The 25,413-nt window shown below is 59.9% G+C and carries 30 protein-coding genes; 12 read left to right on the top strand and 18 right to left on the bottom strand.

Annotated elements, in window-relative coordinates; genetic code table 11:
* Nucleotides 1-30: 30 nt before the first annotated feature.
* Nucleotides 31-843: a division plane positioning ATPase MipZ gene (locus tag C8N42_RS02540; RefSeq protein ID WP_107814943.1), complete on the bottom strand. Its 813-nt coding sequence runs from the start codon at nucleotides 841-843 to the stop codon at nucleotides 31-33.
* A gap of 224 nt (nucleotides 844-1,067) precedes the next feature.
* Between C8N42_RS02540 and C8N42_RS02535 the strand changes: the two genes are divergently transcribed.
* Complete coding sequence (locus C8N42_RS02535; RefSeq protein WP_245889942.1) at nucleotides 1,068-2,960, top strand: OmpA family protein; 1,893 nt, start codon at nucleotides 1,068-1,070, stop codon at nucleotides 2,958-2,960.
* Nucleotides 2,961-3,037: 77 nt separating this feature from the next.
* Here C8N42_RS02535 and rpmE read toward each other — a convergent pair whose 3' ends face one another.
* From rpmE to ffh, 10 genes are all read right to left on the bottom strand, one after another.
* Nucleotides 3,038-3,259 (bottom strand): 50S ribosomal protein L31, encoded by a 222-nt coding sequence (gene rpmE, locus C8N42_RS02530; protein ID WP_107814942.1) that lies wholly within the window; start codon nucleotides 3,257-3,259, stop codon nucleotides 3,038-3,040.
* A gap of 11 nt (nucleotides 3,260-3,270) precedes the next feature.
* Nucleotides 3,271-3,645: a 50S ribosomal protein L19 gene (rplS, locus tag C8N42_RS02525; protein WP_107814941.1), complete on the bottom strand. Its 375-nt coding sequence runs from the start codon at nucleotides 3,643-3,645 to the stop codon at nucleotides 3,271-3,273.
* A gap of 265 nt (nucleotides 3,646-3,910) precedes the next feature.
* Nucleotides 3,911-4,780: a tRNA (guanosine(37)-N1)-methyltransferase TrmD gene (trmD, locus tag C8N42_RS02520; RefSeq protein ID WP_107814940.1), complete on the bottom strand. Its 870-nt coding sequence runs from the start codon at nucleotides 4,778-4,780 to the stop codon at nucleotides 3,911-3,913.
* An 89-nt stretch (nucleotides 4,781-4,869) separates the two neighbouring features.
* Nucleotides 4,870-5,664, bottom strand: a complete 795-nt coding sequence (locus tag C8N42_RS02515) for a hypothetical protein (RefSeq protein ID WP_146168233.1) — start codon at nucleotides 5,662-5,664, stop codon at nucleotides 4,870-4,872.
* A complete protein-coding gene (gene rimM / locus C8N42_RS02510; protein WP_107814938.1) occupies nucleotides 5,661-6,167 on the bottom strand; it encodes a ribosome maturation factor RimM in 507 nt (168 codons plus the stop codon). The genes C8N42_RS02515 and rimM overlap by 4 nt, the downstream gene beginning before the upstream one ends.
* Before the next feature lie 27 nt (nucleotides 6,168-6,194).
* Nucleotides 6,195-6,842, bottom strand: a complete 648-nt coding sequence (gene bluB, locus C8N42_RS02505; protein WP_107814937.1) for a 5,6-dimethylbenzimidazole synthase — start codon at nucleotides 6,840-6,842, stop codon at nucleotides 6,195-6,197.
* Between the two features lie 196 nt (nucleotides 6,843-7,038).
* Nucleotides 7,039-7,443, bottom strand: coding sequence for a 30S ribosomal protein S16 (rpsP, locus tag C8N42_RS02500; protein WP_107814936.1), 405 nt, complete (start codon nucleotides 7,441-7,443; stop codon nucleotides 7,039-7,041).
* A gap of 46 nt (nucleotides 7,444-7,489) precedes the next feature.
* Nucleotides 7,490-7,786, bottom strand: coding sequence for a chorismate mutase (locus C8N42_RS02495; protein WP_066702063.1), 297 nt, complete (start codon nucleotides 7,784-7,786; stop codon nucleotides 7,490-7,492).
* On the bottom strand, nucleotides 7,783-8,325 hold the full coding sequence (locus C8N42_RS02490; RefSeq protein ID WP_107814935.1) for a GNAT family N-acetyltransferase: 543 nt from the start codon (nucleotides 8,323-8,325) through the stop codon (nucleotides 7,783-7,785). The genes C8N42_RS02495 and C8N42_RS02490 overlap by 4 nt, the downstream gene beginning before the upstream one ends.
* Before the next feature lie 2 nt (nucleotides 8,326-8,327).
* Nucleotides 8,328-9,839 carry a signal recognition particle protein gene (gene ffh, locus C8N42_RS02485; RefSeq protein WP_107814934.1) on the bottom strand — a complete coding sequence of 504 codons (1,512 nt, stop codon included), beginning with the start codon at nucleotides 9,837-9,839 and terminating at the stop codon, nucleotides 8,328-8,330.
* 330 nt (nucleotides 9,840-10,169) lie between these two features.
* Between ffh and C8N42_RS02480 the strand changes: the two genes are divergently transcribed.
* The 4 genes from C8N42_RS02480 (at nucleotide 10,170) to C8N42_RS02465 (ending at nucleotide 14,072) form a co-directional block, all read left to right on the top strand.
* Nucleotides 10,170-10,988: a glycosyltransferase family protein gene (locus C8N42_RS02480; RefSeq protein ID WP_107814933.1), complete on the top strand. Its 819-nt coding sequence runs from the start codon at nucleotides 10,170-10,172 to the stop codon at nucleotides 10,986-10,988.
* Between the two features lie 67 nt (nucleotides 10,989-11,055).
* Complete coding sequence (locus tag C8N42_RS02475) at nucleotides 11,056-11,958, top strand: LysR family transcriptional regulator (protein ID WP_107815071.1); 903 nt, start codon at nucleotides 11,056-11,058, stop codon at nucleotides 11,956-11,958.
* 150 nt (nucleotides 11,959-12,108) lie between these two features.
* The gene (locus C8N42_RS02470) at nucleotides 12,109-12,960 is read left to right on the top strand and encodes a DMT family transporter (protein WP_107815070.1); all 852 of its coding nucleotides are present in this window, start codon (nucleotides 12,109-12,111) and stop codon (nucleotides 12,958-12,960) included.
* Nucleotides 12,961-12,986: 26 nt separating this feature from the next.
* Nucleotides 12,987-14,072 (top strand): GNAT family N-acetyltransferase, encoded by a 1,086-nt coding sequence (locus tag C8N42_RS02465; RefSeq protein ID WP_211309133.1) that lies wholly within the window; start codon nucleotides 12,987-12,989, stop codon nucleotides 14,070-14,072.
* Here C8N42_RS02465 and C8N42_RS02460 read toward each other — a convergent pair.
* Complete coding sequence (locus tag C8N42_RS02460; protein ID WP_107815068.1) at nucleotides 14,069-14,416, bottom strand: ArsR/SmtB family transcription factor; 348 nt, start codon at nucleotides 14,414-14,416, stop codon at nucleotides 14,069-14,071. The genes C8N42_RS02465 and C8N42_RS02460 overlap by 4 nt on opposite strands.
* Nucleotides 14,417-14,646: 230 nt before the next feature.
* Between C8N42_RS02460 and C8N42_RS02455 the strand changes: the two genes are divergently transcribed.
* The 5 genes from C8N42_RS02455 to C8N42_RS02435 all read left to right on the top strand — a co-directional run bounded on the left by C8N42_RS02455 (nucleotide 14,647) and on the right by C8N42_RS02435 (nucleotide 17,352).
* On the top strand, nucleotides 14,647-15,012 hold the full coding sequence (locus C8N42_RS02455; RefSeq protein ID WP_107814932.1) for an AtpZ/AtpI family protein: 366 nt from the start codon (nucleotides 14,647-14,649) through the stop codon (nucleotides 15,010-15,012).
* Between the two features lie 2 nt (nucleotides 15,013-15,014).
* The gene (locus tag C8N42_RS02450) at nucleotides 15,015-15,770 is read left to right on the top strand and encodes a F0F1 ATP synthase subunit A (RefSeq protein WP_170109166.1); all 756 of its coding nucleotides are present in this window, start codon (nucleotides 15,015-15,017) and stop codon (nucleotides 15,768-15,770) included.
* A 57-nt stretch (nucleotides 15,771-15,827) separates the two neighbouring features.
* Nucleotides 15,828-16,064, top strand: coding sequence for a F0F1 ATP synthase subunit C (locus C8N42_RS02445; RefSeq protein ID WP_066608699.1), 237 nt, complete (start codon nucleotides 15,828-15,830; stop codon nucleotides 16,062-16,064).
* 165 nt (nucleotides 16,065-16,229) lie between these two features.
* Complete coding sequence (locus tag C8N42_RS02440; RefSeq protein WP_107814931.1) at nucleotides 16,230-16,775, top strand: F0F1 ATP synthase subunit B'; 546 nt, start codon at nucleotides 16,230-16,232, stop codon at nucleotides 16,773-16,775.
* 4 nt (nucleotides 16,776-16,779) lie between these two features.
* On the top strand, nucleotides 16,780-17,352 hold the full coding sequence (locus tag C8N42_RS02435; protein ID WP_107814930.1) for a F0F1 ATP synthase subunit B: 573 nt from the start codon (nucleotides 16,780-16,782) through the stop codon (nucleotides 17,350-17,352).
* A gap of 60 nt (nucleotides 17,353-17,412) precedes the next feature.
* Here the strand turns inward: C8N42_RS02435 and C8N42_RS02430 are convergent, their stop codons facing one another.
* From C8N42_RS02430 to C8N42_RS02410, 5 genes are all read right to left on the bottom strand, one after another.
* Entirely contained in the window at nucleotides 17,413-17,604 is a 192-nt protein-coding gene (locus tag C8N42_RS02430) for a hypothetical protein (protein ID WP_107814929.1), read from the bottom strand.
* Nucleotides 17,605-17,648: 44 nt separating this feature from the next.
* A complete protein-coding gene (locus C8N42_RS02425) occupies nucleotides 17,649-17,903 on the bottom strand; it encodes a response regulator transcription factor (protein WP_107814928.1) in 255 nt (84 codons plus the stop codon).
* A gap of 180 nt (nucleotides 17,904-18,083) precedes the next feature.
* Complete coding sequence (locus tag C8N42_RS02420; protein WP_107814927.1) at nucleotides 18,084-18,854, bottom strand: FadR/GntR family transcriptional regulator; 771 nt, start codon at nucleotides 18,852-18,854, stop codon at nucleotides 18,084-18,086.
* 100 nt (nucleotides 18,855-18,954) lie between these two features.
* A complete protein-coding gene (locus C8N42_RS02415) occupies nucleotides 18,955-19,602 on the bottom strand; it encodes a YiaD family glycine zipper/OmpA-like lipoprotein (protein WP_107814926.1) in 648 nt (215 codons plus the stop codon).
* Nucleotides 19,603-19,680: 78 nt separating this feature from the next.
* Nucleotides 19,681-20,565, bottom strand: a complete 885-nt coding sequence (locus tag C8N42_RS02410) for a methylated-DNA--[protein]-cysteine S-methyltransferase (protein WP_245889941.1) — start codon at nucleotides 20,563-20,565, stop codon at nucleotides 19,681-19,683.
* Between the two features lie 257 nt (nucleotides 20,566-20,822).
* Here C8N42_RS02410 and nth point away from each other — a divergent pair, with 257 nt between their 5' ends.
* Nucleotides 20,823-21,470, top strand: coding sequence for an endonuclease III (nth, locus tag C8N42_RS02405; RefSeq protein WP_107814925.1), 648 nt, complete (start codon nucleotides 20,823-20,825; stop codon nucleotides 21,468-21,470).
* The gene (locus C8N42_RS02400; RefSeq protein WP_107814924.1) at nucleotides 21,463-22,449 is read left to right on the top strand and encodes an adenosine kinase; all 987 of its coding nucleotides are present in this window, start codon (nucleotides 21,463-21,465) and stop codon (nucleotides 22,447-22,449) included. The genes nth and C8N42_RS02400 overlap by 8 nt, the downstream gene beginning before the upstream one ends.
* 88 nt (nucleotides 22,450-22,537) lie before the next feature.
* On the opposite strand, the gene polA is transcribed toward C8N42_RS02400, so the two are convergent.
* Nucleotides 22,538-25,348 carry a DNA polymerase I gene (polA, locus tag C8N42_RS02395; RefSeq protein ID WP_107814923.1) on the bottom strand — a complete coding sequence of 937 codons (2,811 nt, stop codon included), beginning with the start codon at nucleotides 25,346-25,348 and terminating at the stop codon, nucleotides 22,538-22,540.
* Nucleotides 25,349-25,413: the final 65 nt, after the last annotated feature.

Raw genomic sequence — 25,413 nt, 5'->3', positions numbered from 1 at the left:
GCTGAGCATCAAAAATCGTGCGTGCGCCGATCAGAAATCAACCTCGACACCGGGCAGGTTCAACTCTTTCATCAGATCGCGCAATTCCTGGCGGGCGGCGACGTTCGAAATGTTCATCGCGGATTTGACACCGACGTCCTTGAGGTCGAGCAACGTCAACCCGCGGGGGAACAGTTCGCGGAAAATCACCCGTTCGGAAAAACCGGGCGCGACGCGAAAGCCGATGCGTTTCGACAGCTCGCCGAGTGCATCGCCGATTTTCTTTTTATTGTGCATCGCCTGCGCACCGAGACGGTTGCGCAGCACCACCCAGTCGATGGGTTTGAGCCCGGCCTGCGCCCGCAATTGCCGCGCGTTCCAGACCATTTCCGAATAGACTGAGGGGCCGAGGATCTTGTTGCTGTCGGGGTCGACGCGGGCCAGAAGATCGAAGTCGATGAAACTATCGTTCATCGGCGTGATCAGCGTATCGGCCAGCGTATGCGCCACCTGCGACAGACGGGTGTGCGAGCCGGGGCAGTCGATCAGGATGAAATCGCAAGTCTCTTCCAGCCCAGCGACGGCCATCGACAGACGTTGGTCATAGATATTCTCGCCCTCGGCCAGATCGGCGGCGTCCACCTGCGGCAGATCGCGATATTCGGGCGTCGGCAGTTCGATCCCATCGCGCAGGCAATAGCTCAGACGGTTTTCGAGATAACGGGCAAAGGTCTTTTGTCGCAGGTCCAGATCCAGTGCGCCCACCCGATGGCCAAGCCGCGCCAGCGCGGTCGCCACATGCATGGAGACGGTCGATTTGCCCGCTCCGCCCTTCTCGTTCCCGACGATGATGATATGCGCCACGTCTTGTCGTCCCGTTCTGTCCGCGCGCTTTTGCGCTGCGCGTGTTGTCTCTTTGGCCCTTGTATGACGTTGTTTTTGGACGCCGTGCAAGAGCGTTTCGCCCGGTTTTGGTGATCCGTTCGCGAGTGTTGCGATTGGGCTGAGGAAACGTTTTGTCGCCTCGCGCGTTGTCATGAAAATCACGTGTGGCGCGCTGAGTGCCGCACCGCAATGGGAGAAGACACATGAAGCGCATGATTTTGAGCACGGCTGCCACCGGTTTGGGGCTGATCGGCCTTGGGCTGAGCACCCCCGCGCTGGCGCAGGATGCGCCGGAGGTGAGCGAGGAACTGACCCTGGAGGCTTGCAGTGACATTCAGCCGCCCTGCATGACAGAGGAGGGGACAGTCCTGTTGAAGGACGGTCGTATCGTGAGTGCGGTTGAGGCCTATGAAGCGCTTGGCATTGCCGCGCCGCGGGAGGAGGTCGAAACCGGGGCGGACACCTCGCCTGAGACCGAGCCCACCACCGCCGGAGAGGAAGCCGTGGCGGATATCGAGCATCAGGAGGTCGTCGAGGAAGACATTCTGGCCGATCAACTGGCCGAGGACATGGCTGCCGAAGAAAGCCCGGCTGAGGGCACGACAAACCAGATCGAAGAAACCGACGAGGTCGCTCCGGATGCGACAGTGACGCAGGAGAGCGATACGGATGTCACCGCTGAACCTCTGAATGAGGAAAGCGCGGATGTGCCGCCCGCGTCCGATGCGGTGATGACCGAAGAGGAGGAGTCGTCTTCAGCTCGGGAAGAAGCGGTTGAGGCGCAGGAGGCTGTGGAAGAGCTGCAGACCGATGTGACGGTTGCCCCTGTCGAGGAGGCCGCTGAGGCTGCCAGCGATGATATAAACCAGGCCGATCCGATGACGGAAAACCCCGTTGCCGGAGAGATGACCGACGCGGAGGTCAAACCGCAACTGCCCGAAGAGGTCGAGGGGTTTGTGCCGACGACGGCGGGTGAGGCGCGGGCCGTGGAGATGACCGAAGAGGCGCTCAAGGCGGAGGCCGAGGCAGAGGCTGAGATCGCCGCACAGGAGGACGCAAACACGACCGCCGCTGCGGCTGCCAGCGCCGAGACCGGGCAGGAGGTCGAGGTTCAGACCGAAACCGTGACCGCAGAGACCGCACGCTCCTCGGATGAAGAATTCAGCAAACAGACCACGGTGCAACCTGAGAAGGATGAGGATGGTCTTTCCAACCTCGAAAAATTCCTGATCGGAGCCGTGGGTGCCGCGGTGATTGGCAATGTGCTGTCCGATGACGATCAGGTGGTGGCCAACACCGGCGACCGGGTGATCGTCGAACGCGATGGACAGTTGCGGGTGCTAAAGAACGACGACGCCCTGTTGCGCCAGCCCGGTTCTCAGGTGACCACAGAGACTTTCACGGATGGGTCGACGCGCACCACGCTCAACCGTGAAGACGGTACGGAGGTTGTGACGATCCGTTCGGCGGACGGTCGGGTTTTGCGCCGCGAACGGGTGCTTGCCGATGGCAGGCGCGTGGTGCTTTTCGATGATACGCAAACCATCGAGGCAGTCGATGTCTCCGCTCTTCCTGCGCCCACGCAGAAGACGGTGACCTATACACAGGACGAAGACGCATTGCGCGCGGCTCTGGCGGCGAGCCAGGCCGAGACTGAGGTGCTGAACCGGCGCTTTTCCCTGAGCCAGATCCGCTCGATCCGGGCTGTGCGCGAACTCGCTCCGGAGATCGAACTCACCAATGTGAATTTCGCGACCGGCTCTGCGGCGATCTCTCCCACCGAGGCCGAAGAACTCGCGGCTCTGGGTCGGGCGATGCGCGATGCGATTGCCGCGAACCCGCGTGAGGTGTTCCTGGTCGAGGGACATACCGATGCCGTGGGGGCTGCGACGATGAACCTCGCCCTGTCGGACCGTCGTGCGGAGAGCCTCGCTCTGGCGCTGACGGAATATTTCGACGTGCCGCCGGAGAACATGGTCGTGCAAGGCTATGGTGAGCGCTACTTGAAAGTGCCGACCGTCGAGGCCGAACGGGCCAATCGTCGGGCAGCGGTTCGGGTGATCACGCCGCTATTGGCCGAAGCTGCGGCGCAATGAGGCCCGCCCTCATACGAACCCCAAACGAAAAGGCCCGCCAATCGGCGGGCCTTTGCATGTCAGATACGGGCGGAGGCTTAGAAGCCGAGGCCAGCGTATTTGTTTTTGAATTTGGAAACGCGACCACCGGCGTCCAGCAGGCGGGAGTTGCCGCCGGTCCAGGCCGGGTGCACCGAGGGGTCGATGTCGAGCGACAGGGTGTCGCCTTCGGAACCCCAGGTGGAACGCATTTTCACGACGGTGCCATCGGTCATTTTGACGTCGATGAAGTGGTAGTCGGGATGGATATCGGTTTTCATCGTGACGATCCTCAGGCTTCGAGCGGCTTGTAGTTGGTGACTTCCGCGATACGGGCAGATTTGCCGCGGCGGGAGCGGAGGTAGTACAGTTTCGAACGACGCACACGGCCGCGACGTACCACCTCGATGTATTCGATGTTGGTGGAGAAGAGCGGGAACACACGCTCAACGCCTTCACCGAAGGAAATTTTGCGAACCGTGAAGGAACCGGCAATGCCTTTGCCGTTCTTACGGGAAATGCAGACACCTTCATAGTTCTGCACACGGGTGCGCGAACCCTCGGTCACTTTGTAACCGACGCGGACGGTGTCACCGGCCTTGAAATCCGGGATGGTTTTGCCGAGAGCTTCGATTTGCTCGGCTTCAAGCTGTGCGATCAGATCCATCGCTTACACTCCAATTTGCTCGTGGTATGCCACGAAGGTTTCATTCGCCTCAGAGCTCCGCGTCTTCGATCGGGTCCATCACTGTCCTGTAAGGAGGATGCCCGCCGGAGGGTTCAGGTCGTCTTTGCTTTGGTCATTCTGCCATGCTGTGGTGGACGGAGAAGAAGCCGTTCCGCAAATAGCAAAAAGGCCCGCGCACCGATTCCGGTCCCGGACGCGCGGTGTATAGGCCCGGTTTTTGTTCCGATCAAGAGGGGAATGCCCTTTATTCCTTGGTTTTTCGACTGGTTTGGCGCGCCTCATAGGCCTCCCACATATCCGGCCTGCGATCCCGCGTGATCTTCTCCGCCATCCTCAAGCGCCATTCGGCGATCTTGCCGTGGTGACCGGACATCAGAACCTCCGGGATCGGCAGGCCGCGCCACTCGGCGGGGCGAGTGAATTGCGGATGTTCGAGAAGGCCGTTCGAGTGGCTCTCTTCTTCGACGCTTTCCGCATTTCCGAGAACTCCGGGCAGAAGCCGCACGGTTGCGTCGATCATGGCCTGCGCCGCGATCTCGCCGCCGGTGAGGACGAAATCGCCCAGAGATACTTCCTCGATGCCGTAGTGAAACAGCACCCGGTCATCGACCCCCTCGAACCGCCCGCAGATCATCGTGATGCCGTGCGCTTTCGACCAGCGTTTTGCCGTGGCCTGATCAAAGCGTTTGCCGCGGGGCGAGAGATAGACCAACGGCCAGTCCCTGCGATCCGGCGGTGTGCCGTTCATCGCGAAATCAATCGCATTGCCCATCACATCGGGCCGGATCACCATGCCAGCCCCGCCGCCAGCAGGGGTATCATCCACGTTCTTGTGTTTCCCCACACCGAATTCGCGCAGGTGGATTTTTTCCAACTGCCAAAGCCCGTCCTGAAGCGCCTTGCCGGTCAGACTCTCGCCCAGCACACCGGGAAAGGCGTCGGGGAAAAGGGTGATCACCTTGGCTTTCCACACGCCCGCGATGTCCGGCGTGTTGGTCATCAGTTCACGCGGTTGCAATGTCGGACGCACGGCCAAACGACCGTGCGATCTGGCTTTGCCAGTGGTGTTCTGTTCTGTGCCTTTGGGCAGGGGCGGGGTCGAATCGTCACTCATGGGTTCATATAGACCTGACCGGCAGGTCTTGGAAATCAGCGGATGGGAAAATGATCCTGTTGTGTCAGTGACGCAAGGCGCACAACACGTTAATCCGGCTGTGACAAACCGAGAAGCGCGCGCCGTCGCGTATGAAACTCGGCCCCCTGCAAAGACGAGCGGTTGAGGGCGAGAAGCCGGGCGCGCACGTCTTCTCCCAACGTGGTGTTCTGGTTGTCGGGAATGTCGAGCATGGGCCAGAGCTCCGAGAGGCCAAGCAGGTCGAGTGCGGCAAGCGCGGGATGTGCAACCTCTTCGATTGCAAAACGATGCACCGGACTGGGTGCGACCGCATCGCGGATCTGATCGACGGCATGATCGAGATCGGCGGCTTCGGCATACTGCCGTTCGTAGGTGGCGAGATCGCGGGTTTCGCGGTCCTGTCGTACCCTCTGCCAGTGACAGGAGGCGATCCAGCCCGTTTTGCGGGTGGAATACAACAGCTCTAACCCTTCTGTGCCGCCGGTCACCCGGCGCCAGGCCTCCTGAATGAGGCCGATCGCAATAGGGGCCGCCGCATAGTTCGCCACGCGGTCCTTACCGATGAACGTGCCGGAAAGATTTTCGTGGCTGATGAAGACGGGGCGGGGGTCGTTGTCGTCAAGCCCGGCAAAGAACAGAAGCGCTTCATCCAGAATGGCGTCTTTTGCGCTCTTGTTGCGCGCCGCGGCAAATCTTCGGACCGGACGCGCCAGCAAGCGGGTGCGAAAGTCGTAACGCAGATAGAGTTCCACATGCTCATCGAGCGCCGCGCGGTTGAGCTCGAAGGTTTTCTGCAAGGTCGTAGTGCCGGTTTTGTGGAACCCGGCGTGGATAATCACCCGCCTGGTTCCTTTGGGTCTCATTCGAACAGACCTTCCGGCGGATCGGCGATGATCCGGCCCGAGGCAAGATCGACCGTCGGCACATTTTTCATCGTGAACGGCAGCAGTACCGGTGTCTTGAGGTCTGCTCCCTGCACTTCCAGAAGATCGCCCGCGCCATGATTGAGCACATTGCGCACGGTACCCAGAATGGTGCCGCCGGTGTCGAGCACGGTGAGGCCGATCAGATCGGCATGGTAGAACTCGTCGTCGGGCAGAGACGGAAGCTGGTCACGGTCGGCATAAAGCGTCACGCCGCGCAGCGCGTCGGCCTCTTCCTTGGTCTCGACCCCCTCGATTTCGGCGGCAAAGCCGTTCTTGATCGCGCGGGTCAGGGTCAGGACGTATTCCGTGCCACCCTCGGAGGTCAGCGGGGAATAGTCCCCTATGGCCTCCGGTTCGGCGCAGAAGCTTTTGATCCGCACCTCGCCATGAACGCCAAAGGCGCCCGCAATAGCTCCGACGATGATCCGCGTGTCACTCATGTTGTCCTCCGCCCTCGGGGGCTCAGATTACCGCTCGATGATCTCGGGGCAAGCGTTGCGTTGCTCCCAGCCCGCGCGTTCGAGTTCAGGCTCACGCGTGATCTCTTCGGGGTAACCGATACAGAGATAGCCGACCAAAGACCAGTTCTGCGTCGCTTCAAGACTGGCGCAGAGAGCTTGCGGGTCGAGAATGGAGACCCAGCCCAGTCCGATGCCTTCCGCGCGCAATGTCAGCCAGAACTGCATGATTGCGCTGACCACGGAATATCGGAGCATCTCCGGCATGGTCTGGACCCCAAGGCCTTTGCCTTGTTCGGTCGCGGTGTCGCAGAATACGGCCAGCTGCACAGGGGCCTCCTGCAAACCGGCCAGTTTGAGATTTGCATAGGCTTTGGCGGTTTCGCCCTCGTATCCGGCAAGGGCCTTTTGGTTTGCAGTCGTGAAATTCTCCAACACGGCCTGACGTGCCGTGTCGCTGGTGACCCGGATGATCCGCCATGGCTGTGACAGTCCGACGGAGGGTGCGAGAGTGAAGGTTTCAAGACAGCGCGCAAGCACGGCTTCGTCGACCGGGTCGGTCTGAAAGCGGCGCACATCCCGACGCCAGCGCAGAAGCTCGGCAAAATCGTTCCGAAAAGCGGCAGAAAACTGTCCGACTGCAGCAGTCTTGGTCATGTTTTTCCCCTGTTTGTGCTCAGATATACAGGCACGATAGCGGGTTAAGCTGAGGTGAACTTTGAGTGTGGGCAAACGGCAGGATGTGGAAATCCCATGTTTTTATTGCTCACCACCAAAGCAGGATTGGAAAAGGGCGCAGGCAAATTGCCCGCGCCCGGAAGACGGAATCGTTCGGGGCAAAGGCCCGGTGCGCTTACTCTTCTGCGGCAGCTTCTTCTTCGGTCGGAGCAGCAGCGGCTTCTTCAGCAGCGGCGGCCGCCTCGGCAACTTTCGCGGCTTTCTCTTCGGCGCGGTCCTGAGCTTTCTTGCCCGGGACGGCTTTCTTCGGGTTGCTGCGCTCTTTTTTCTCAAGCACGCCAGCCGCTTCGAGCATGCGAGCGACGCGGTCGGTCGGCTGGGCGCCTTTGTCGAGCCATGCTTTCACGGCGTCGATGTCCATCTGGACGCGCTGTTCGCTGTCTTTCGGCAGGAGCGGATTGTAGGTGCCCAGTTTCTCGATGAAGCGACCGTCGCGCGGCATGCGGGAGTCGGTGGCGACGATGCGGTAGAACGGACGTTTCTTGGAACCGCCGCGGGCGAGACGAATTTTCATAGCCATGGTTGTTTCTCCTGAGATTAGCTATTTGTCAGAGATTAACTCTCTGTCATTCCTGATGTTTTTCGTGGTGGTGGATGACTTCCCGAATGATAAATTTCAGGAAGGCTTTTGCGAATTCCGGATCGAGGTCCGCCGCAATGGCAAGTTCTTCGAGCCGGGCAATCTGTTTCTCTTCGCGCGCCGGGTCCGACGGCGGAAGATCGTTTTCGGCCTTGAGCTTGCCCACGGCCTGAGTGTGTTTGAAGCGCTCGCCCAAGGTGTAGACGAGGATCGCGTCGAGCCGGTCGATGCTTTCGCGGTGCTCCTTGAGGATTTCCGCAGCGCGTTTCTGGGTCTCGTTCATGCGTAAGCCTCCATGCCGCCGTCTTGCAGCGCTTCGGGTGTCGGGTGACGGTAGACGAGGCAGGCCTCGCCATCGGGCGTTTGAGCCATCTCGTCCAATTCCGCGCCCATCCGTTCGGCCAGAGCGATCGAACGCGTGTTCGCCGCGTCAATGTAGGACACCAGCGTGTCACGCCCCATTTCGACATAGGCGTAATCGCGGGCGACTGTGGCGGCCTCCAGCGCATAGCCTTTGCCCTCGAACCCGTCCATGACGAACCAGCCGAGTTCCAGCTCCGGGAAATGAGGTGGTTTGTTGAGTGCGACCTGACCGACGAACGCGCCATCCTCCAGACGTTCCACGCCCCATGCGCCATGGCCGAACAACTGCCATTGCGCCACATCCCCACAGAAGGCGAACCACGCCTGACGCCGGGTGAGCGGGCCATGCATGAAACGCGAGCGCTCGGAGGCGAACATATCGGCAAAGGGATCGAAATCCGCTTCGATATGCGCGCGCAACCTCAGGCGCTGGGTTTCTATGGTGGGGGCGAGGGTCATGGTTATTTCTTTTTCCCAAGACCCGAGAGGTTCGATGGCAGGCCCATGCCACCACCGAGGCCGGGAAGGCCGCCCATGCCCTTCGGCATCGCGCCTTGCAGCGCCTTGGTGGCTTCGGCCATTTTCGCCGGGTCCATATCTTCGAGACCCTGCGGGCCGCCCTTGCCGAACATGCCTTTCACAGCCTGTTTCAGCATGCCGCCTTTACCCATTTTGCCCATCTTCTTCATCATGTCCGCCATCTGACGGTGCATTTTCAGAAGCTTGTTCAGCTCGGAAACCTCAAGACCGGCACCCGCCGCGATGCGTTTTTTGCGCGAGGCTTGCAACAGCGCGGGGTTGGCGCGCTCTTTCTTGGTCATGGAGTTCACAAGGGCGATCTGGCGTTTGATGATGCTGTCGTCGAAACCGGCGTCCTGAACTTGCTTGGCCATTTTGCCCATGCCCGGCATCATGCCCATGATGCTTTCCATGCCGCCCATCTTTTGCATCTGCTCAAGCTGCATCTTCAGGTCGTTCATGTTGAACTGACCTTTCTGGAAGCGCTTGATCATGCGCTGGGCCTGTTCAGCCTCGATGGTTTCCTGCGCCTTCTCGACGAGGGCCACAATGTCGCCCATGCCAAGGATACGGCCCGCGATCCGCTCCGGGTGGAACTCTTCGAGCGCGTCCATTTTCTCGCCGAGACCGACGAATTTGATCGGCTTGCCGGTGACCGCGCGCATGGAGAGCGCCGCCCCACCGCGCCCGTCACCGTCCATCCGGGTCAGAACGACGCCGGTGATGCCGATGCGCCCGTCGAAGTTCTCGGCGGTGTGCACGGCGTCCTGACCGGTGAGGCCGTCGACCACCAGTAGCGTCTCGCGCGGCGTGGTGATCGCCTTGACTTCCTCGACCTCGGCCATCAGCGCGTCGTCGATGGACAGACGCCCGGCGGTGTCGAGCATATAGACGTCATAGCCGCCCATCGTCGCCTGTTGCCTGGCGCGGCGGGCAATGTCGGCGGGTTTCTGGCCCGGAACGATCGGCAGCGTGTCGACGCCGATCTGTTCGCCCAGCACCTTGAGCTGGTCCATGGCCGCCGGGCGGTAGACGTCGAGCGAGGCCATGAGGACGCGCTTGCCCTGTTTCTCTTTCAGGCGTTTGGCGAGTTTCGCGGTGGTCGTGGTCTTACCGCCACCTTGCAGACCGACCATGAGGATCGGGGCGGGGGCGTTGTCGACCTTGAGCGTGCCGATCTCGCCCTCGTCGCCCGCAAGGACGTGGACCAGTTCGTCATGGACAATCTTGACGACCTGCTGGCCGGGGGTGACGGATTTGGTGACCGCTTGCCCAGTGGCTTTGTCGCCCACCGCCTTGACGAAATCGCGTGCGACCGGGAGGGACACGTCGGCTTCGAGCAGGGCGACGCGCACTTCGCGTAGCGCGGTTTTCACATCGTCTTCGGACAGGGCACCTTGTTTGGTGAGCTTGTCGAAGACGCCGGACAGGCGTTCGGACAGATTTTCAAACATGGGCCATTCTCCTTAGGTTAGGGGGCCGTTGACGATATGCTCCATCTGGGGACGAAGCGGCGAATTTAAAACCTCGGTCTGACCGCGTGCTCCCGCAAGAGCAAACGGCCAATGCAACTTGGCCCCCGTGGGCGCAACGCGCTGACGGGGGGCGATCCTGGCCTGTGGCCTGAGGACCGGAAGATGCACACTTCCGGGAAATTTGATCCGCTCTCTACGCGCGTGCGTAGGGTGAGTCAAGTGTGCGCATGGACAGCGGGGTAGACGGGGTGCCGATTTGCTCTAGACTCGTTCGAGCGTGTCAGCCGTGTCAGAACCGGGGGAAAGAGAATGCAGACCGCCAAGAGCGAAGATTTTGAACCGGAGGCCCCGGAATGTGGCGTGCTCTATGTTGCCGGAGGGGCTGAATATGTCGATCTCGCAATTCAGTCGGCCCGCTCTCTGCGCGAGCAAGAGCCCGGTATAGCCATCGACCTGGTGACGGATTTGCCGGAGAACCTGCCAACAGGGCTGTTCGACCGGGTGAGCGCCGTTTACGACATGCATCCGCGCGAAAAGCTGCGTGCGATGCCGAAAACCCGTTTTTCGCGGACGCTCTATGTGGACAGCGATACATTGTTCCTTGCGCCTCTTGGCGATCTTTTCGCCATTCTCGACCGGTTCGAATGTGCGCTGACCCATGATGTGCGGCGCGACTGGGCGCTGATCCGGCAAGGGCGCGATCACCGGACCCCCTATGCCTTTCCACAGCACAATTCGGGCGTGTTTCTCTATCGGCGTTCCGAGGCTATGTTCGGGTTTCTGCACGACTGGGCGGAGCGTTTCTTTGCCGATGACGGAATCGAACGGGATCAGGTGATCCTCAAGGACATGCTTTGGGAAAGCGATCTGCGTTATTATGTGCTTCCACCGGAGTTCAACCTGCGCCGGGTGACGCTGCTGGATGCCTGGGAACCGCTGGATGCCATTCCGACCATCCTGCATTCGCACCGCTTTCAGGATCACATGCGCGGACGGGGTGCGCGGATTGCCACGCTGGAGGCCCTGCTCAAGGCCGAACGGCAGGCTTTGACAGAGGAATGGCAGGGAGATTTGCCCGAGGCCGCGCAGGTCTGGTCGGAATTAAGAAACCGGCTCCCGGCAAAATAGCTTGTAATTCTGAACAGACATCTGGATGATTGCGGAGAACCGTTCCTCTCCGCACATGAGGCCAGAGATGTCCGTTGAAAACTGGGATGAATTCCGCACCGCCTTTCAGGTCGCGAAAATGGGCACCGTATCCGGAGCCGCGCAGGAACTCGGTGTGCACCATGCCACGGTGATCCGCCATATCGACAGTCTGGAGCAGCGCCTTGGCGTCAAACTGTTTCAGCGCCATGCCCGCGGCTATACGCCGACCGAGGCGGGGATGGACCTTCTCAAGGTCGCGCAGACCACCGATGATCAGCTCTCCCAACTCGTCTCCCGGATCAAAGGCCGGGGTGAGGAGGTGGCAGGCGAGCTAGTCGTGACCTCCCTTCCGGGGATGGGGGCGCTTCTGGTGCCGGTGCTCTCCGAGTTCCAGCTCGAACATCCCGGCCTCAACGTGCGCTATCTGACTGGCGAGCGGCTGTTCCGGCTCGAATATGGCGAAGCCCATGTGGCGATCCGTGCCGGGCGCCCGCCGCAGGAACCCGACAATGTGGTGCAGCCTTTCCACCGTCAGGCCTATGCGCTTTACGTCCACAAGGCCTATGTCGAACGCTACGGCTTGCCGCAGGCGACGGGAGAGGCTCTGGCGCAGGAGTTGCGCTTTGTCTCGCTCGACGATCCGAACTCCCGCGCACCTTTTATGGTCTGGATCAACGAACATGTGCCCGCCGACCGGCTCGCCTTCCGCACCTCCGATATCGAGGTGATGACCGAGGCGATCTATGCCGGGGCCGGTGCGGGCTTCCTGCCGACCTGGCAAGCCCAGCAGCGCGACGATCTGGTGGAGGTGCTGCCCACCAGCCCGGACTGGGACAGTCAGAACTGGATCGTCACCCATGTCGACCTGCACCGTACGCCGAAGGTGCAGGCGTTTCTGACCTTCCTCAAGGCACGGGCTAAGGAATGGCCCTGTTCACGCGTGGGGTAAGCCGCGAAAACGATTTTGTCCTGTGCGGATGCTCGCAATGGACCTTCGCCATGCCGGGCGTTATGGGAGCCTGATCCACAGCGTTTTCAAAAGAGTTTTCCCGTGCCGCATAACGCAACCGCCAATGACCGCCGCAATGGCCATCTGGCCATGCTCACCTTTTCCTGTCTGGTGGCCGGGTCGTTTTCTCTGGGTTCCATGGCGGCCAATGAGATCACGCCGCTGGCGCTGAATGGGGTACGCTTCGTGGCTGCCGCGATCTTTGTCGGCATCATGGCCATGGCCACGGGAGGCATTCCGCGCGAGGCGGCGCGTCAGCCCTGGCGGTATCTCGTGCTCGGCGGCATCTTTGCGCTTTACTTCGTGATGATGTTCGTTGGCCTGAAAACCGCGGAGCCGGTGTCGGCCTCCGCCGTTTTCACCCTTACTCCGCTTCTGGCGGCAGGGTTCGGCTATCTGATCATGCGCCAGATCACCACACGCCGCATCGCCATCGCACTTGCGATTGGGGCGGCGGGCGCGCTTTGGGTGATCTTCCGCGCCGACATCCATGCGCTTCTGGCCTTCCATGTCGGGCGTGGTGAGGCGCTTTATTTCATCGGTGTCGTGGCGCATGCGATCTATACCCCGCTGGTGCCGCGCCTGCACCGGGGCGAGCGCACGCTGGTCTTCACCTTCTTTGTGCTGTCCTCTGCCTCTCTCGTCATTCTGCTCGTCGGCTGGAAAGACGTACTGGCGACCGACTGGGCACATCTTCCAGCCATCGTCTGGATTGCGCTGGGCTATATCACGGTCTTCGCCACCACCACGACGGCGACGCTTCTGGCCTATGCCTCCGTGCGGCTCGCGGCGGCCAAGGTTATGGCTTACACCTATCTCGTGCCATCCTGGGTGATCGTCTGGGAGATCGCTCTGGGGCACGGCACCCCGCCTGTTCTGGTATTTGGCGGCATCGGCCTGACCATTCTGGCGCTCTATCTTCTGCTCAAGCACGAAACCTGAACGGAACCTTTCCCGGGTTTTGCGCGTTGTCTTTTCAACGCAAAACATGGGAGAGAAACAATGCATTCCATCATCTATCTCGTCGGTCTTGTCGTCGTTGTCGGTGCCATTCTGAGCTTTGTTTTCTGAACGGAGCGGTGCAGCCGACCCTGATGCCGACACAGAGTAAAGCGCGCGGGCCGTCAAGGCTTCGCGTGTTTTCTTTTTCGGAGTTTGTCTTGTGGGGTGAGATGAAGCAATCCGCTTTGATCGGGGTCATGGCTGCTTGTGCCGACAATGTGCTGTACCCTTGGTCGCATTCCATGTCGACGGAGCCGGACATGCCCCTTGTCACACTCACGCCCGAGACCCTACCGAACGAACATATCTGCTGTGCGATTTCTGACAAGAAATGCGTGGAAGGTTACGCGGCCAAGAAACAGTGGCTGGCACAGGAATATGAGCGAGGATATCGCTTCACGCGGCTGGATGAGCGCGGCAAGGTCTTTCTCGAATACGGTCCGGGCGCAGAATGCTGGCAGCCCGTTCTGGCCCCCGAATGGATGGTCATGGGGTGTTTCTGGGTCTCCGGAAAGTTCAAGCAACAGGGGTACGGCAAAGCCCTTTTGCAGGCCGGGCTTGAGGATGCCCGACAACAGGGGCTGGCCGGTATGGTCGCGGTGGTCGGCAAGAAGAAAATGCATTTTCAGAGCGATGGAAAATGGCTTTTGAAGCAGGGGTTTCGTGAAGTCGATGAATTGGAGAACGGGTTCAGCCTTTTGGCGCTGGAAGTTGGGGGCGGCAGGACGGTCGCAGCTCCGCTGTTTGCCGATAGTGCGAAGGCAGGGCTTTCTCCCGACACGAAGGGGATGACGGTCTTTTATTCGAACCGCTGTCCTTTCACGGAGTTCCACATCCACAGCTCACTTATGCAGACATGTGAGAAACGCGGATTGACGCCGAGGATTGTCAAACTGGATAGTCTTGAGAAGGCGCGGACTGCGCCGACGCCCGCAACGATTTTCAGCCTGTTTGTAGACGACCGTTTCGTCACAACAGACCTGAGCGTCTGCATGGACAGCCGGTTTGATAAAATTCTCGAAAAGGCTGGAGAAAAGGCGGTTTCTGGTTAAGAGGTCGCAAGCGGTTCATCTGTGTCGGACAATTCGCGTTCCAGAAACCGTTCCAAGCCGTCGAGGTCGATCTCGTCGAACTGTCCGAAGCTCTGCATCCAGACCGAGGCCGCACGCATCGCGTCGGGTTCGAGCTTGCACCATTTCACCCGCCCGCGTTTCTCCTGCGCGATGAGGCCCGCACGGGTCAGGATGGTCAGGTGCTTGGACACCGCCGCCAAGGACATCTCGAAAGGATCGGCCACATCGGTGACCGCCATGTCATCCTCCAACAGCATCGACAGGATGGCCCGACGGGTCGGGTCGCCGAGCGCTGCGAAGATGAGATCGAGATCATGTGTCATGTCTTTGCCGATAGGCGCGCGCGCCGCTTTGGTCAACCATTTGGTTGAATAACGAAAACGCGAGCCTTTTGCGCTAACGGCGCTATTTGTGCTTCGTTCGTGTTTTCTTCTTGGTTTAAATACTCAATAAAATCATGACTTTATTCCGCTTTTGAAAGGGCCAATTCCGCGTTGACTCTCAATCCCCCCCCGCATAGCTTGCCCGCAAGTGACCGAGGGGGGCTTTCGCCATGACCGACCCGCATGATCCTGAGCGTCTGCGCGCTTTGGAAGAGCGGCTTGCGAAGGCGAAAGAGGCGCAAAAGCCGAAAACCTCCCGCGGCGAAGAGCACTTTTCTCAGGCCAACATGGCTTGGCGGATGGTGACGGAACTTGTGGCTGGTCTGTTGATTGGCTTCGGCATGGGGTTCGGCCTGGACAGGCTCTTGGGGACATCCCCGATCTTCCTCATGCTGTTTATCGGATTTGGTCTCGCGGCCGGCGTCAAGACGATGATGCGGACGGCGAAAGAGATCGAGAAAGAACAGGTCAAAGCCGCAAACGGCGCGACCGAAGACGACAACGCGGGGACGCCCGCACGTGATGAGAGGGATTGAACGTGGCGACTGAAGCGCATGGTTCCGAGAGCAGCCTTGTTTTCCACCCGATGGACCAGTTCAAGGTCACGCCGCTTTTCGGCGATGGTCCGGTGCATTGGTACACGATCACCAACGTGACGCTGTGGATGGCGATTGCCGTCGTCGGTGTGATCCTGCTTCTGGTCGTCGGCTCCCGTGGCCGTGCGGTCGTGCCCTCCAAAGGGCAGTCTATCGCCGAACTGACCTACGGTTTCGTCTACAAGATGCTTGAGGAAGTGACCGGCAAGGATGCCGTGAAATACTTCCCCTATGTGATGACGCTGTTCATCTTTATCGTCTTCTCGAACATGTTGGGCCTTCTGCCGCTGTCCTTCACCACCACCTCGCACATCGCTGTCACCGGTGTGCTCGCGGTTCTGGTGTTCCTCTTCGTGACCGTGCTCGGGTTCGTGAAGAACGGCTCCAAATTTCTCGCCCTCTTCTGGGTCAGCTCCGCGCCGATGGCCGTGCGCCCGCTTCTCGCTGTGATCGAGCTGATCTCCTACTTCGTGCGTCCCGTCAGCCACTCCATCCGTCTTGCGGGGAACATGATGGCCGGTCACGCCGTGATTAAGGTTTTCGCAGGCTTTGCCGCCATCGCCGCGATCTCCCCGGTTTCCATCCTGGCGATCACCGCCATGTATGGTCTCGAAATCCTCGTGGCCTTCATTCAGGCCTACGTGTTCACCATTCTGACCTGCGTCTATCTGAAAGACGCGCTGCACCCGGTCCACTAAGACTGCGGGCATGGTCCGAACTCTATCCAGCCAATTCCAACGTAAGGAGATATCACAATGGAAGGCAATATCGCAGAACTCGGCAAATACATCGGTGTTGGTCTGACCGCCATCGGTATGGGCGGCGCCGCCATGGGTGTGGGTAACGTTGCCGGCAACTACCTCTCCGGCGCTCTGCGCAACCCGTCCGCCGCTGCGTCGCAAACCGCGACCCTCTTCATCGGCATGGCCTTCGCGGAAGCTCTGGGGATCTTCTCGTTCCTCGTCGCACTTCTGCTGATGTTCGCCGTCTGATCCGACGCTCCATCCTTACGGCAGGGTGGGTCTGCGTGAGCAATGCTTAGAAAATCGAATGATTTTCGACTCGGGCATTGCGAGCACTGAAGGCAGACCCACCCTCGCGTAATATCAGGGGTCTCTCCCGGCACCGGGAGAACAGGTCAGAATCAGGAGAATAAGATGGCAACTCAGACGCATGGGGCAGAGGTCGTAGACGCCGCACATGGCGCTGCTGAGGCAGGCATGCCGCAGCTCGACTTCGCAACCTTCCCCAACCAGATTTTCTGGCTTCTGGTCACGCTCGTCGTGATCTATTTCGTGCTGTCCAAGATCGCCCTGCCGCGCATCTCCGCGGTGCTGGCAGAACGCTCCGGCACGATCATGAACGACATTGCCGCCGCCGAAGAGCTCAAGCTCAAGGCGAAAGAGGCCGAAGAAGCCTACAACGCCGCGCTCGCTGAGGCGAAAGCCCAGGCACAACAGATCGCGAACGAGACCCGCGCCGCCATTCAGGCCGATCTCGACGCCGCCACCGCGAAAGCCGATGCGGAAATCTCCGCCAAGGCCGCCGAGTCGGCGAAAGCGATTGACGAGATCCGTGCCGGTGCGATGGACAGCGTGAAAGAAGTCGCCAAAGAGACCGCCAAGGAACTCGTGGCTGCGCTTGGCACCACCGCCGACGCGCGCTCTGTCACTGCGGCTGTCACCGCGCGGATGAAAGGCTAAGGACATGAAAAAACTTTCTCTCCTCATTGCCCTCACCGCCGCCACCCCGGCGCTTGCTGCAAGCTCCAACCCGTTCTCGGGCCATTTCTGGACGCTTTCGAACACCAACCTGATCGTCCTTCTGGGCTTTCTCGTGTTTGTCGGAATTCTGGTCTGGAAAAAAGTTCCGTCGATGATCGGCGGGATGCTCGATCAGCGCGCCGCAGGTATCAAATCCGAGCTCGATGAAGCCCGCGCGCTGCGCGAAGAGGCCCAGTCGATCCTTGCCTCCTACGAGCGCAAACAGCGCGAAGTGCAGGAGCAGGCCGATGCTATCGTCGCTCAGGCCAGGAAAGATGCCGAAGCCGCCGCCGAAAAAGCGAAAGAGGACCTGAAAGCTTCCATCGCTCGTCGTCTTGCTGCGGCTGAGGAGCAGATCGACGCCGCTGAAGCCGCTGCCGTGCGCGAAGTGCGCGATACCGCAATCTCGGTTGCCGTGGCCGCTGCTTCTGATGTCATCGCGAAAAACATGGGTGCCACTGAGGCCAACGCCCTGATCGACGCGTCAATCGACGAAGTGACCGCGAAACTGCATTGATCGGTTTCCTGACCGGACCGACCCTGATTACAAAGCTCCGCTTCAGGCGGGGCTTTTTATTTACTGAGATACCGTAAGCATCAACTTTCCAAAGTATAAACTCAAAGCGATAAACAAAGCCGCCAAGAAAGCGAGGGTGCCAAGTTGCAAGCGATTGAGCAGGGCGTTTTTCGCATAAAAGAAATACGCGTAGCTCAACAGAGCACCAAAAATGGCCGCCATCAGGGAAAAATAACCAAGAACGAGTATCATTGGATGCTGCTGCCTCTCTTCGGGTTGGTCGAGTAACCCACGGCTCAGTGAGGCTGGTCGGACTTGAGAGTGGCGCCATTTTTGCTTAGCCAACCATTGCGGACGGCCAAAGCAAGGCAGTGTTCTTTCGTTTTCAGGCCGAGTTTTTGTTTTGTATTGGAGAGATAGAGATTGACGGCGGAATCGCTGATACCCAATCTTTGTGCAATTTCACCCAATCGGTAACCTTGGGCCAAAAGGGACAGAATCTGTGTCTGACGCGGAGAAAGCGGACTAGGAATTTCTCCAAGAGGTTTCATCAATATGGCTCCAATGGGATGTCAACTGGATGCAGTGGTGCTTCAAACTCCTTTCTGGCCTATGAAATCTCTTTCAAAACAACAATATAGAGAAATTTATATATTCTAGGACTTGTTTGCGGAGTATTTTACCCTGCTTGTCCAGTTCTGAACGCCATTCTGAGGTGACGCGTTGCCACTCTAACTCCGGGCTGCCTCATGCGCATATCGCAGCCGGGCCACCTCTTCGTTATGCTCGAACTTCTGCTGATCCTTAAGCGCCGCTTCGACATAGTTGAGGTGCCGGGTTACAGCGACACGGGCGGCCTCGGAGTCGCGCGCCTGTAGTGCGTCGTTGATCGCACGGTGCTGGTCGAGAAGCTGGGCGCGGTTGGTGCGTTGCTTGAACATCACGGAGCGGTTGTAGAACACGCCTTCGCGCAGCAGGTCGAACATCGAACGCATCATGTGTAGCATGATCACGTTATGCGAGGCTTCGATGATGGCGAGGTGAAACTCGGCGTCGAGGCGGGCCTCTTCGGAGGGATTGCGTTTCGGGTGGGTCGCTTCCATCTTGCGAAAGATCGTGTCGATCACCTTGAGATCGGTGTCGGAGGCCATCTTGGCGGCCCGTTCGGCGGCGAGCCCCTCCATGTCGCGGCGGAAAGCGACGTAATCGAACACCGCCTCGTCATGGGTCGCAAACAGGTTCACCAACGCAGGAGAGAAGGCGGAGCCGAGCACATCTGCCACGAATACCCCGGCATTGGCTCGCGTCTCGACCAGCCCCTTGGTGGAGAGTTCCGCGATGGCTTCACGCAGAGAGGGGCGGGAGACGCCGAGCCGTTCGGCCAGATCGCGCTCCGCCGGAAGGCGCTCGCCGGGGCGCAGGATGCCGCGCAGAATCAGAAGTTCGATCTGCCGCACGACAGAGGCGCTGAGCTTTTCGGCATGGACTTTCTGAAACGGCATGGGAGGCTCCTTTTGGTCAGATTATATGACCGCGATGGGGAGGGAGCCATGAAAAAAGGCCGGGTAAATCCCCGGCCTATCTTCGGTTCTGATGGGCAGGTCAGGTCATCGGCGTGATGACGATCTCCACACGGCGGTTCTGCGCCCGGCCATCGGGGGTCAGGTTGGTCGCGATCGGTGCGTCCTCGCCCCGACCAAAGGCCTGAATGCGCCCGGAGGCGACACCATTGGCGCGCAGGATGGTCGCAACGGCGGAGGCGCGGCGGGTCGACAGTTCCTGATTGTAGGTTGCAGATCCGGTGTTGTCGGTGTGACCGATGATCTGCACCGTGGTGTTCGGGTAATCCTGAAGGTTGTAGGCCAGGGCGCGCAGGTCGTCCTGCAACGAAGGCACGACCACCGCGCTGTCGGTGGCGAACAGGATGTCCTGCGGCATGGTCACGATAAGCTGAGATCCGGTGTTGACGATTTTCACATCGCCGTTGCCGAGGTCCTGACGCAGGTCTGCGGCCTGTTGGTCGAGACGCTGGCCAATGGCACCACCGATGGCGCCACCGATCATCGCACCGACGGCGGTCTTGGCGAGCTTGTCGTTGTCGGACGAGGTCGCGGCTGCGGCAATCCCGCCCAGAGCGGCGCCCATAACGGCGCCTTGCGTGGCTTTGGTGTTCGGGTCGTAGGTATTCATACAGGCGGTCAGGCCGAGGGTGGCGACCAGCGGGATGGCGACGTAAAGCGGGGATTTCATCTTTGATCCTCCTGAAAACTGCTCTTGACGCTGTTTCTAGCCTTCTCCTCTGGCTCTGGCACGGCGGATTTTATCCGATCACGAAATTGTGGCGGGTTTTCGCTCAGGGGTATCGCTGTGCATCGCGTCGGTTCGCGCGGTTTCATAGGCCAATATGGCACGTTTGACCGGCAGTCCCCAGTGATAGCCACCCAAGGCGCCGGTTTTGCGCAGCACCCGGTGGCAGGGGATCAGCCAGCTCACCGGATTACGTCCGACTGCGGTGCCGACCGCGCGCACGGCCTTAGGCGCACCGATGGCGCGTGCAATGTCGGAATAGGTGGTCACATGACCCGAGGGGATCGACAGCAATGCCTCCCAGACCTTGATCTGGAATGGTGCTCCGATGAGATGAAGGGGCATGTTCCCGCCGCCGAGTGCCGTGTCGATCAGTGGCCGGACGGTCTCGGGTGCTTCAAGATAGCGCGCGGCGGGCCACCGTGCGCTGAGGTCGGCGAAGGCCGCCTCGCGTGTGGTTTCCGAGGTGAAAGCCAGAGCACAGAGCCCGCGCTCCGTCGCCATGGCCAGTGCTTCGCCGAAAGGTGTATCGAAGAACCCATAGGCGATGGTGAGACCCTCGCCCTTACGGGCGAAATCGCCGGGGGTCATGGCTTCCCAGCGCAGGAAGAGATCATGTAGCCGCCCGGTGCCGGAGAGGCCGGTGGCCTCTGCCGTGTCGAGCATCGTGTGACGGGTTTCGATCAGCGCCTTGGCATGGTTGAGCGTGAGATATTGCTGAAACCGTTTAGGGGAGACGCCCGCCCATTGAGTGAACAGTTTTTGTAAATGATGCGGATTCATACCCAGCTCAGAGGCCAGCGCGTCAAGCGGCAGAGGCAGGGCGGCGGCGTCGATCAGGTCGATCGCGCGCCGGATGACATTGTAATGATAACGATCTTCGAGGGGCAGGGGGGCGGTGGACAAGATGGTGCTCCGGGATGATGTGTACGGAGTCTAGCCGGTTTAGGTCGGTGTGCCGACCCGAAACTTGTGTAAACCGATGCGGTCTACAGGCGGCCATCCGTGTCGCTACGATGACGAACAGCGGACCTGCGCTCCCTGGTTTGTTCCGATCATCACGTCGGTGCCATATCATGCCTTGTTTGCATCGCATTTTACGAAAACTTTTCGCGACAAAGGAACAGCTTGCCCACCCGGGCCGGACAAGGCATTAGACCGCTATGACCAAACAGCTCGATTATCATACGATCAAAGAGATTTTCACCCGTTTCCGTGCCGCTGAGCCGGAGCCGAAGGGGGAGCTTGATCACACCAACGCCTATACGCTTGTAGTGGCCGTTGCGCTGTCGGCGCAGGCGACCGACAAGGGCGTGAACAAGGCGACGAAAGAGTTGTTCAAAATCGCCGACACACCGCAAAAGATGCTCGCTCTCGGTGAAGAGGGGCTGATCGAATATATCAGGACCATCGGGCTTTACCGTAACAAGGCAAAGAATGTCATCAAGCTGTCGAAAATCCTTGTCGAGGAGTATGACGGCGAAGTGCCCTCGTCGCGCGCTGCGCTCGAAAGCCTTCCGGGGGTCGGGCGCAAAACCGCCAATGTCGTATTGAACATGTGGTGGCATGTGCCGACGCAGGCGGTGGACACGCATATCTTCCGCTTCGGCAATCGCTCGGGCGTCGCGGTGGGCAAGGATGTCGTCGCCGTCGAACGTGCCATCGAGGACCATATTCCGGCGGAATTCCAACAACATGCACATCACTGGATGATCCTGCATGGGCGCTATACCTGCGTTGCGCGCAAGCCGAAATGCAGCGCCTGTCTCATCCGCGACCTCTGTGACTTCGAGGAGAAGAATCTTGACTAAAACCTATCAGGTTGTCGGCATCGGCAATGCCATCGTCGATGTGATCACCCAGGCCGATGACACGTTCCTCGAACTCATGGGGATCGAAAAGGGCATCATGCAACTGGTGGAACGCAACCGGGGCGAGATGCTCTATGGCGCGATGACCAACCGGGTGCAGACGCCGGGCGGCTCGGTGGCCAACACGCTGGCGGGGTTGGGGTCTTTGGGGCTGAAGACCGGCTTTATCGGCCGGGTGCATGACGACGCTCTGGGGCGCTTTTACGCTGCCGAAATGGAGGCCGATGGCACCGCTTTCGTCAACGCACCGGTGCCGGGCGGTGAGCTTCCGACCTCGCGCTCGATGATTTTCGTGTCGCCGGATGGCGAGCGCTCGATGAACACCTATCTCGGGATTTCGTCCGAAATCTCGTCGCAGGACGTGCCGGAAACTGTGGCCTCCGACACGGAGATCATGTTCCTCGAAGGTTATCTCTACGATAAACCAAAGGGGAAAGAGGCGTTCAACCGCGCTGCCGAATTGACCCATAAAGCGGGTGGCATGGTCGGAATTTCGCTGTCTGACCCGTTCTGCGTTGACCGTCACCGCGACGATTTCCGCAAGTTCGTGCGTGAGATGGATTTCGTGATCGGCAACGAACACGAATGGGAAAGCCTCTACCAGACAGACCTCTCCACCGCGCTGGAAACTGCGGCAAATGAATCCGGACTGGTGGTTTGTACCCGTTCCGGTTCGGACGTGGTGCTGGTGCGCGGCGACGAGGAGGCCGTTGTGCCGGTGCATCGCGTGCAACCCGTGGACACCACCGGCGCGGGCGATCAGTTCGCCGCCGGGTTCCTCTATGGATTGGCGACCGGACAGAGCCTCGCGATCAGCGGACGCATGGGCTGTGTTGCCGCGGCCGAGGTAATCTCCCACATCGGGCCGCGTCCCGAGACGGATATGAAGCTTCTGTTTCAGAAACACGGGCTGATCTGATTTCGGCTTTCTGATGGTTTAAATACTCAAAAACGGCGCGTGGGAGACCTGCGCGCCGTTTGAGTATTTTCAGCAGCAAAGGAAACGCCTAGTGCGCCTCGGCCCAGGTGTCGCCGATGCCCGCGTCCACTTCGATCGGCACATCGAGTTTGACGGCGGGTTCGGCCGCAGCCTCCATCACGTCTTTCACCACCTTAATCACCGGATCGCAGGCGTCTTCGTCCACTTCGAAAATCAATTCGTCATGCACCTGCAACAGCATTGTGGCGGGCAGATCCCTGATCGCCTCGGGCATGCGGATCATGGCGCGGCGGATGATATCGGCGGCAGAGCCTTGGATCGGGGCGTTGATCGCCTGACGCTTGGCAAAACCGGCCTGCGGACCTTTGGCACCGATTTCCGGCGTATGGATTTTGCGACCGAACAGGGTCTGGACGTATTTGTGTTCCTTCGCGAATTCGATGGTGTCGTCCATGTATTGCTTGATGCCGGGGAAACGTTCGAAATAGCGATCGATGAAGCCCTGTGCCTCGGCGCGCGGGATGCGCAGGTTCCGGGCGAGGCCGAAGCCGGAGATGCCGTAGATCACGCCGAAGTTGATCGCCTTGGCCTGACGCCGCACCATCGGGTCCATACCCTCTATGGGGACGCCGAACATTTCGGAGGCGGTCATGGCGTGAATGTCGAGCCCGTCGCGGAAAGCCTGTTTCAGGCTGTCGATGCCGGCGACATGGGCGAGGATGCGCAGCTCGATCTGGCTGTAATCGAGCGAGATGAGTTTGCGCCCTTTCGGGGCGATGAAGGCCTCGCGAATGCGGCGGCCTTCCTCGGTGCGTACCGGGATGTTTTGCAGGTTCGGATCAGACGAGGACAGACGGCCCGTGACCGCGCCAGTCTGGAGGTAAGAGGTATGGACCCGACCGGTTTCCTTGTTGATGAAGGTCTGAAGCGCGTCTGTGTAGGTCGATTTCAGTTTGGAGAGCTGGCGCCAGTCGAGCACGCGCGCGGGTAGGTCGTGCCCCTCGGCGGCGAGGTCTTCGAGAATGTCGGCCCCGGTGGCATAGGCACCGGTCTTGCCCTTTTTCCCGCCGGGGAGGGACATTTTATCAAAAAGGATTTCACCAAGTTGTTTGGGCGAGCCGACGTTGAACGTCTCTCCGGCCAGCTCGTGAATCTCCGCCTCAAGCCCGGCCATCTTCTGGGCAAAGGCGTTGGACATGCGCGAGAGCACATCGCGGTCTACCAGTACGCCCGCCATTTCCATTTTGGCCAGCACCGGCGAAAGCGGGCGCTCCAGCGTTTCGTAAACCGTGGTGACGCGCTCGGCGTGAAGCTGCGGTTTGAACGTTTGCCAAAGCCGGAGTGTAATATCGGCATCTTCGGCGGCGTATTCGACTGCCTTTGTCACATCCACCTTGTCGAAGGTGATCGCGGATTTGCCGGTGCCCAAAAGCTCTTTCGTCGGGATCGGCGTGTGGTTCAGGTAGCGTTCGGACAGGGCATCCATGCCGTGGGTGTTGAGCCCGGCATGCAGCGCATAGGACATGAGCATGGTGTCGTCACAGGGGGCGACCTGAATACCGTTGCGCGCGAAAATCTTCGCGTCGTATTTCATGTTCTGGCCGATTTTGAGGATGCTCGGGTCTTCAAGCACGGGTTTGAGCGCATCCAGAACCATGGATTTGGCGAGCTGCCCATCGACAAGGTTTGAGCCGCCGAAAAGATCGTCCTCGCCCATCGTGTGCCCGACCGGAATGTAACAGGCCTCTCCCGGCTCGACGCAGAGCGATACACCCACGAGATCGGCCACCATTTCGTCGAGCCCGGTGGTTTCCGTGTCCACGGCGACATAGCCGCGGGCATAGATCGCGTCGATCCAGCGCTCCAGCGCGCCTAGGGTCGAAACTTTTTCATAGGCTGAGGTGTCGAAAGGTTTTGCCGCCGGTGTCGCGGGGGCGTCGGGGGATGTGGTGGCGGAAGGCTGCGGGGCATCCGGGATTGCGGGAGGTTCAGCACCGAGCTTTTCGGAAACCCGTTTGACGATGGTGCGGAATTCCATTTTCGCAAGAAATCCCAGCAACGTCTCGGCATCCGGCTCCTGCACCTCAAGACTGTCGAGGGTGAAATCCAGTTCCATATCGCAATCGAGTTTCACGAGTTGGCGTGAGATGAGAATCTGTTCCGCCTTTTCGATCAGAGTCTCGCGACGTTTCGGCTGTTTGATCTCTTCGGCGCGCGCCAGAAGCGTGTCGAGATCGCCGAATTCGTTGATCAGAAGTGCTGCGGTTTTGAGGCCGATCCCCGGCGCCCCCGGCACGTTGTCGACCGAATCGCCCGCCAGTGCTTGAACATCCACGACCCGCTCCGGGCCGACGCCGAATTTCTCTTCGACGCCCTCGCGGTCGATGCGCTTGTTCTTCATCGGGTCGAGCATCTCAACCCCGTTGCCGACGAGCTGCATCAGGTCCTTGTCAGAGGAGATGATCGTCACGCGCCCGCCAGCGTCACGCGCCTGATGGGCGAGCGTCCCGATGATATCGTCTGCCTCGAACCCTTCGATCTCGATACAGGCGACGTTGAACGCCCGCGTCGCTTCGCGCGTCAGGGGGAATTGTGGCACGAGGTCTTCGGGCGCGGGTGGGCGGTTCGCCTTGTAGGCCGGATAGAGATCGTTGCGAAAGGTCTTGCCAGAGTGGTCGAAAATCACCGCCGCGTGGGTTGGCGCGTCATTGCCGGTGCTGTCCTCGATATATTTGAACAACATGTTGCAAAAGCCGGAGACCGCTCCGACCGGCAAGCCGTCGGATTTGCGCGTCAGCGGTGGCAGGGCATGGTAGGCCCGAAAAATAAAGGCCGATCCGTCGATCAGATGCAGGTGGCTGCCCTTGCCGAATGTCATGCGCGCTGTCCCAAACAGATTTCACTCGTGTCTTGATAACACGGAAGGCCGGACCGGCTGCAAGC

It is taken from the genome of Celeribacter persicus (genome assembly GCF_003050785.1).
In the GTDB taxonomy this organism is placed as follows: Bacteria; Pseudomonadota; Alphaproteobacteria; order Rhodobacterales; family Rhodobacteraceae; genus Celeribacter; species Celeribacter persicus.
Note: the sequence above shows the minus strand (reverse complement) of the source record. Positions and strands in the feature narration are given on the sequence as shown.

What these genes read in the sequence shown, in the direction of transcription:
- C8N42_RS02445 (WP_066608699.1), top strand. Translation starts at nt 15,828, where the DNA reads ATGGAAGGCAATATCGCAGAACTCGGCAAATACATCGGTGTTGGTCTG.
- bluB (WP_107814937.1), bottom strand. Translation starts at nt 6,842, where the DNA reads ATGACCAAGACTGCTGCAGTCGGACAGTTTTCTGCCGCTTTTCGGAAC.
- ffh (WP_107814934.1), bottom strand. Translation starts at nt 9,839, where the DNA reads ATGTTTGAAAATCTGTCCGAACGCCTGTCCGGCGTCTTCGACAAGCTC.
- nth (WP_107814925.1), top strand. Translation starts at nt 20,823, where the DNA reads ATGACCAAACAGCTCGATTATCATACGATCAAAGAGATTTTCACCCGT.
- C8N42_RS02460 (WP_107815068.1), bottom strand. Translation starts at nt 14,416, where the DNA reads ATGACACATGATCTCGATCTCATCTTCGCAGCGCTCGGCGACCCGACC.
- C8N42_RS02455 (WP_107814932.1), top strand. Translation starts at nt 14,647, where the DNA reads ATGACCGACCCGCATGATCCTGAGCGTCTGCGCGCTTTGGAAGAGCGG.
- C8N42_RS02435 (WP_107814930.1), top strand. Translation starts at nt 16,780, where the DNA reads ATGAAAAAACTTTCTCTCCTCATTGCCCTCACCGCCGCCACCCCGGCG.
- C8N42_RS02425 (WP_107814928.1), bottom strand. Translation starts at nt 17,903, where the DNA reads ATGAAACCTCTTGGAGAAATTCCTAGTCCGCTTTCTCCGCGTCAGACA.
- C8N42_RS02490 (WP_107814935.1), bottom strand. Translation starts at nt 8,325, where the DNA reads ATGACCCTCGCCCCCACCATAGAAACCCAGCGCCTGAGGTTGCGCGCG.
- rpsP (WP_107814936.1), bottom strand. Translation starts at nt 7,443, where the DNA reads ATGGCTATGAAAATTCGTCTCGCCCGCGGCGGTTCCAAGAAACGTCCG.
- C8N42_RS02475 (WP_107815071.1), top strand. Translation starts at nt 11,056, where the DNA reads ATGTCCGTTGAAAACTGGGATGAATTCCGCACCGCCTTTCAGGTCGCG.
- rpmE (WP_107814942.1), bottom strand. Translation starts at nt 3,259, where the DNA reads ATGAAAACCGATATCCATCCCGACTACCACTTCATCGACGTCAAAATG.
- C8N42_RS02415 (WP_107814926.1), bottom strand. Translation starts at nt 19,602, where the DNA reads ATGAAATCCCCGCTTTACGTCGCCATCCCGCTGGTCGCCACCCTCGGC.
- C8N42_RS02535 (WP_245889942.1), top strand. Translation starts at nt 1,068, where the DNA reads ATGAAGCGCATGATTTTGAGCACGGCTGCCACCGGTTTGGGGCTGATC.
- rplS (WP_107814941.1), bottom strand. Translation starts at nt 3,645, where the DNA reads ATGGATCTGATCGCACAGCTTGAAGCCGAGCAAATCGAAGCTCTCGGC.
- trmD (WP_107814940.1), bottom strand. Translation starts at nt 4,780, where the DNA reads ATGAGTGACGATTCGACCCCGCCCCTGCCCAAAGGCACAGAACAGAAC.
- C8N42_RS02480 (WP_107814933.1), top strand. Translation starts at nt 10,170, where the DNA reads ATGCAGACCGCCAAGAGCGAAGATTTTGAACCGGAGGCCCCGGAATGT.
- C8N42_RS02440 (WP_107814931.1), top strand. Translation starts at nt 16,230, where the DNA reads ATGGCAACTCAGACGCATGGGGCAGAGGTCGTAGACGCCGCACATGGC.
- C8N42_RS02495 (WP_066702063.1), bottom strand. Translation starts at nt 7,786, where the DNA reads ATGAACGAGACCCAGAAACGCGCTGCGGAAATCCTCAAGGAGCACCGC.
- polA (WP_107814923.1), bottom strand. Translation starts at nt 25,348, where the DNA reads ATGACATTCGGCAAGGGCAGCCACCTGCATCTGATCGACGGATCGGCC.
- C8N42_RS02470 (WP_107815070.1), top strand. Translation starts at nt 12,109, where the DNA reads ATGCTCACCTTTTCCTGTCTGGTGGCCGGGTCGTTTTCTCTGGGTTCC.
- rimM (WP_107814938.1), bottom strand. Translation starts at nt 6,167, where the DNA reads ATGAGTGACACGCGGATCATCGTCGGAGCTATTGCGGGCGCCTTTGGC.
- C8N42_RS02420 (WP_107814927.1), bottom strand. Translation starts at nt 18,854, where the DNA reads ATGCCGTTTCAGAAAGTCCATGCCGAAAAGCTCAGCGCCTCTGTCGTG.
- C8N42_RS02430 (WP_107814929.1), bottom strand. Translation starts at nt 17,604, where the DNA reads ATGATACTCGTTCTTGGTTATTTTTCCCTGATGGCGGCCATTTTTGGT.
- C8N42_RS02515 (WP_146168233.1), bottom strand. Translation starts at nt 5,664, where the DNA reads ATGAGACCCAAAGGAACCAGGCGGGTGATTATCCACGCCGGGTTCCAC.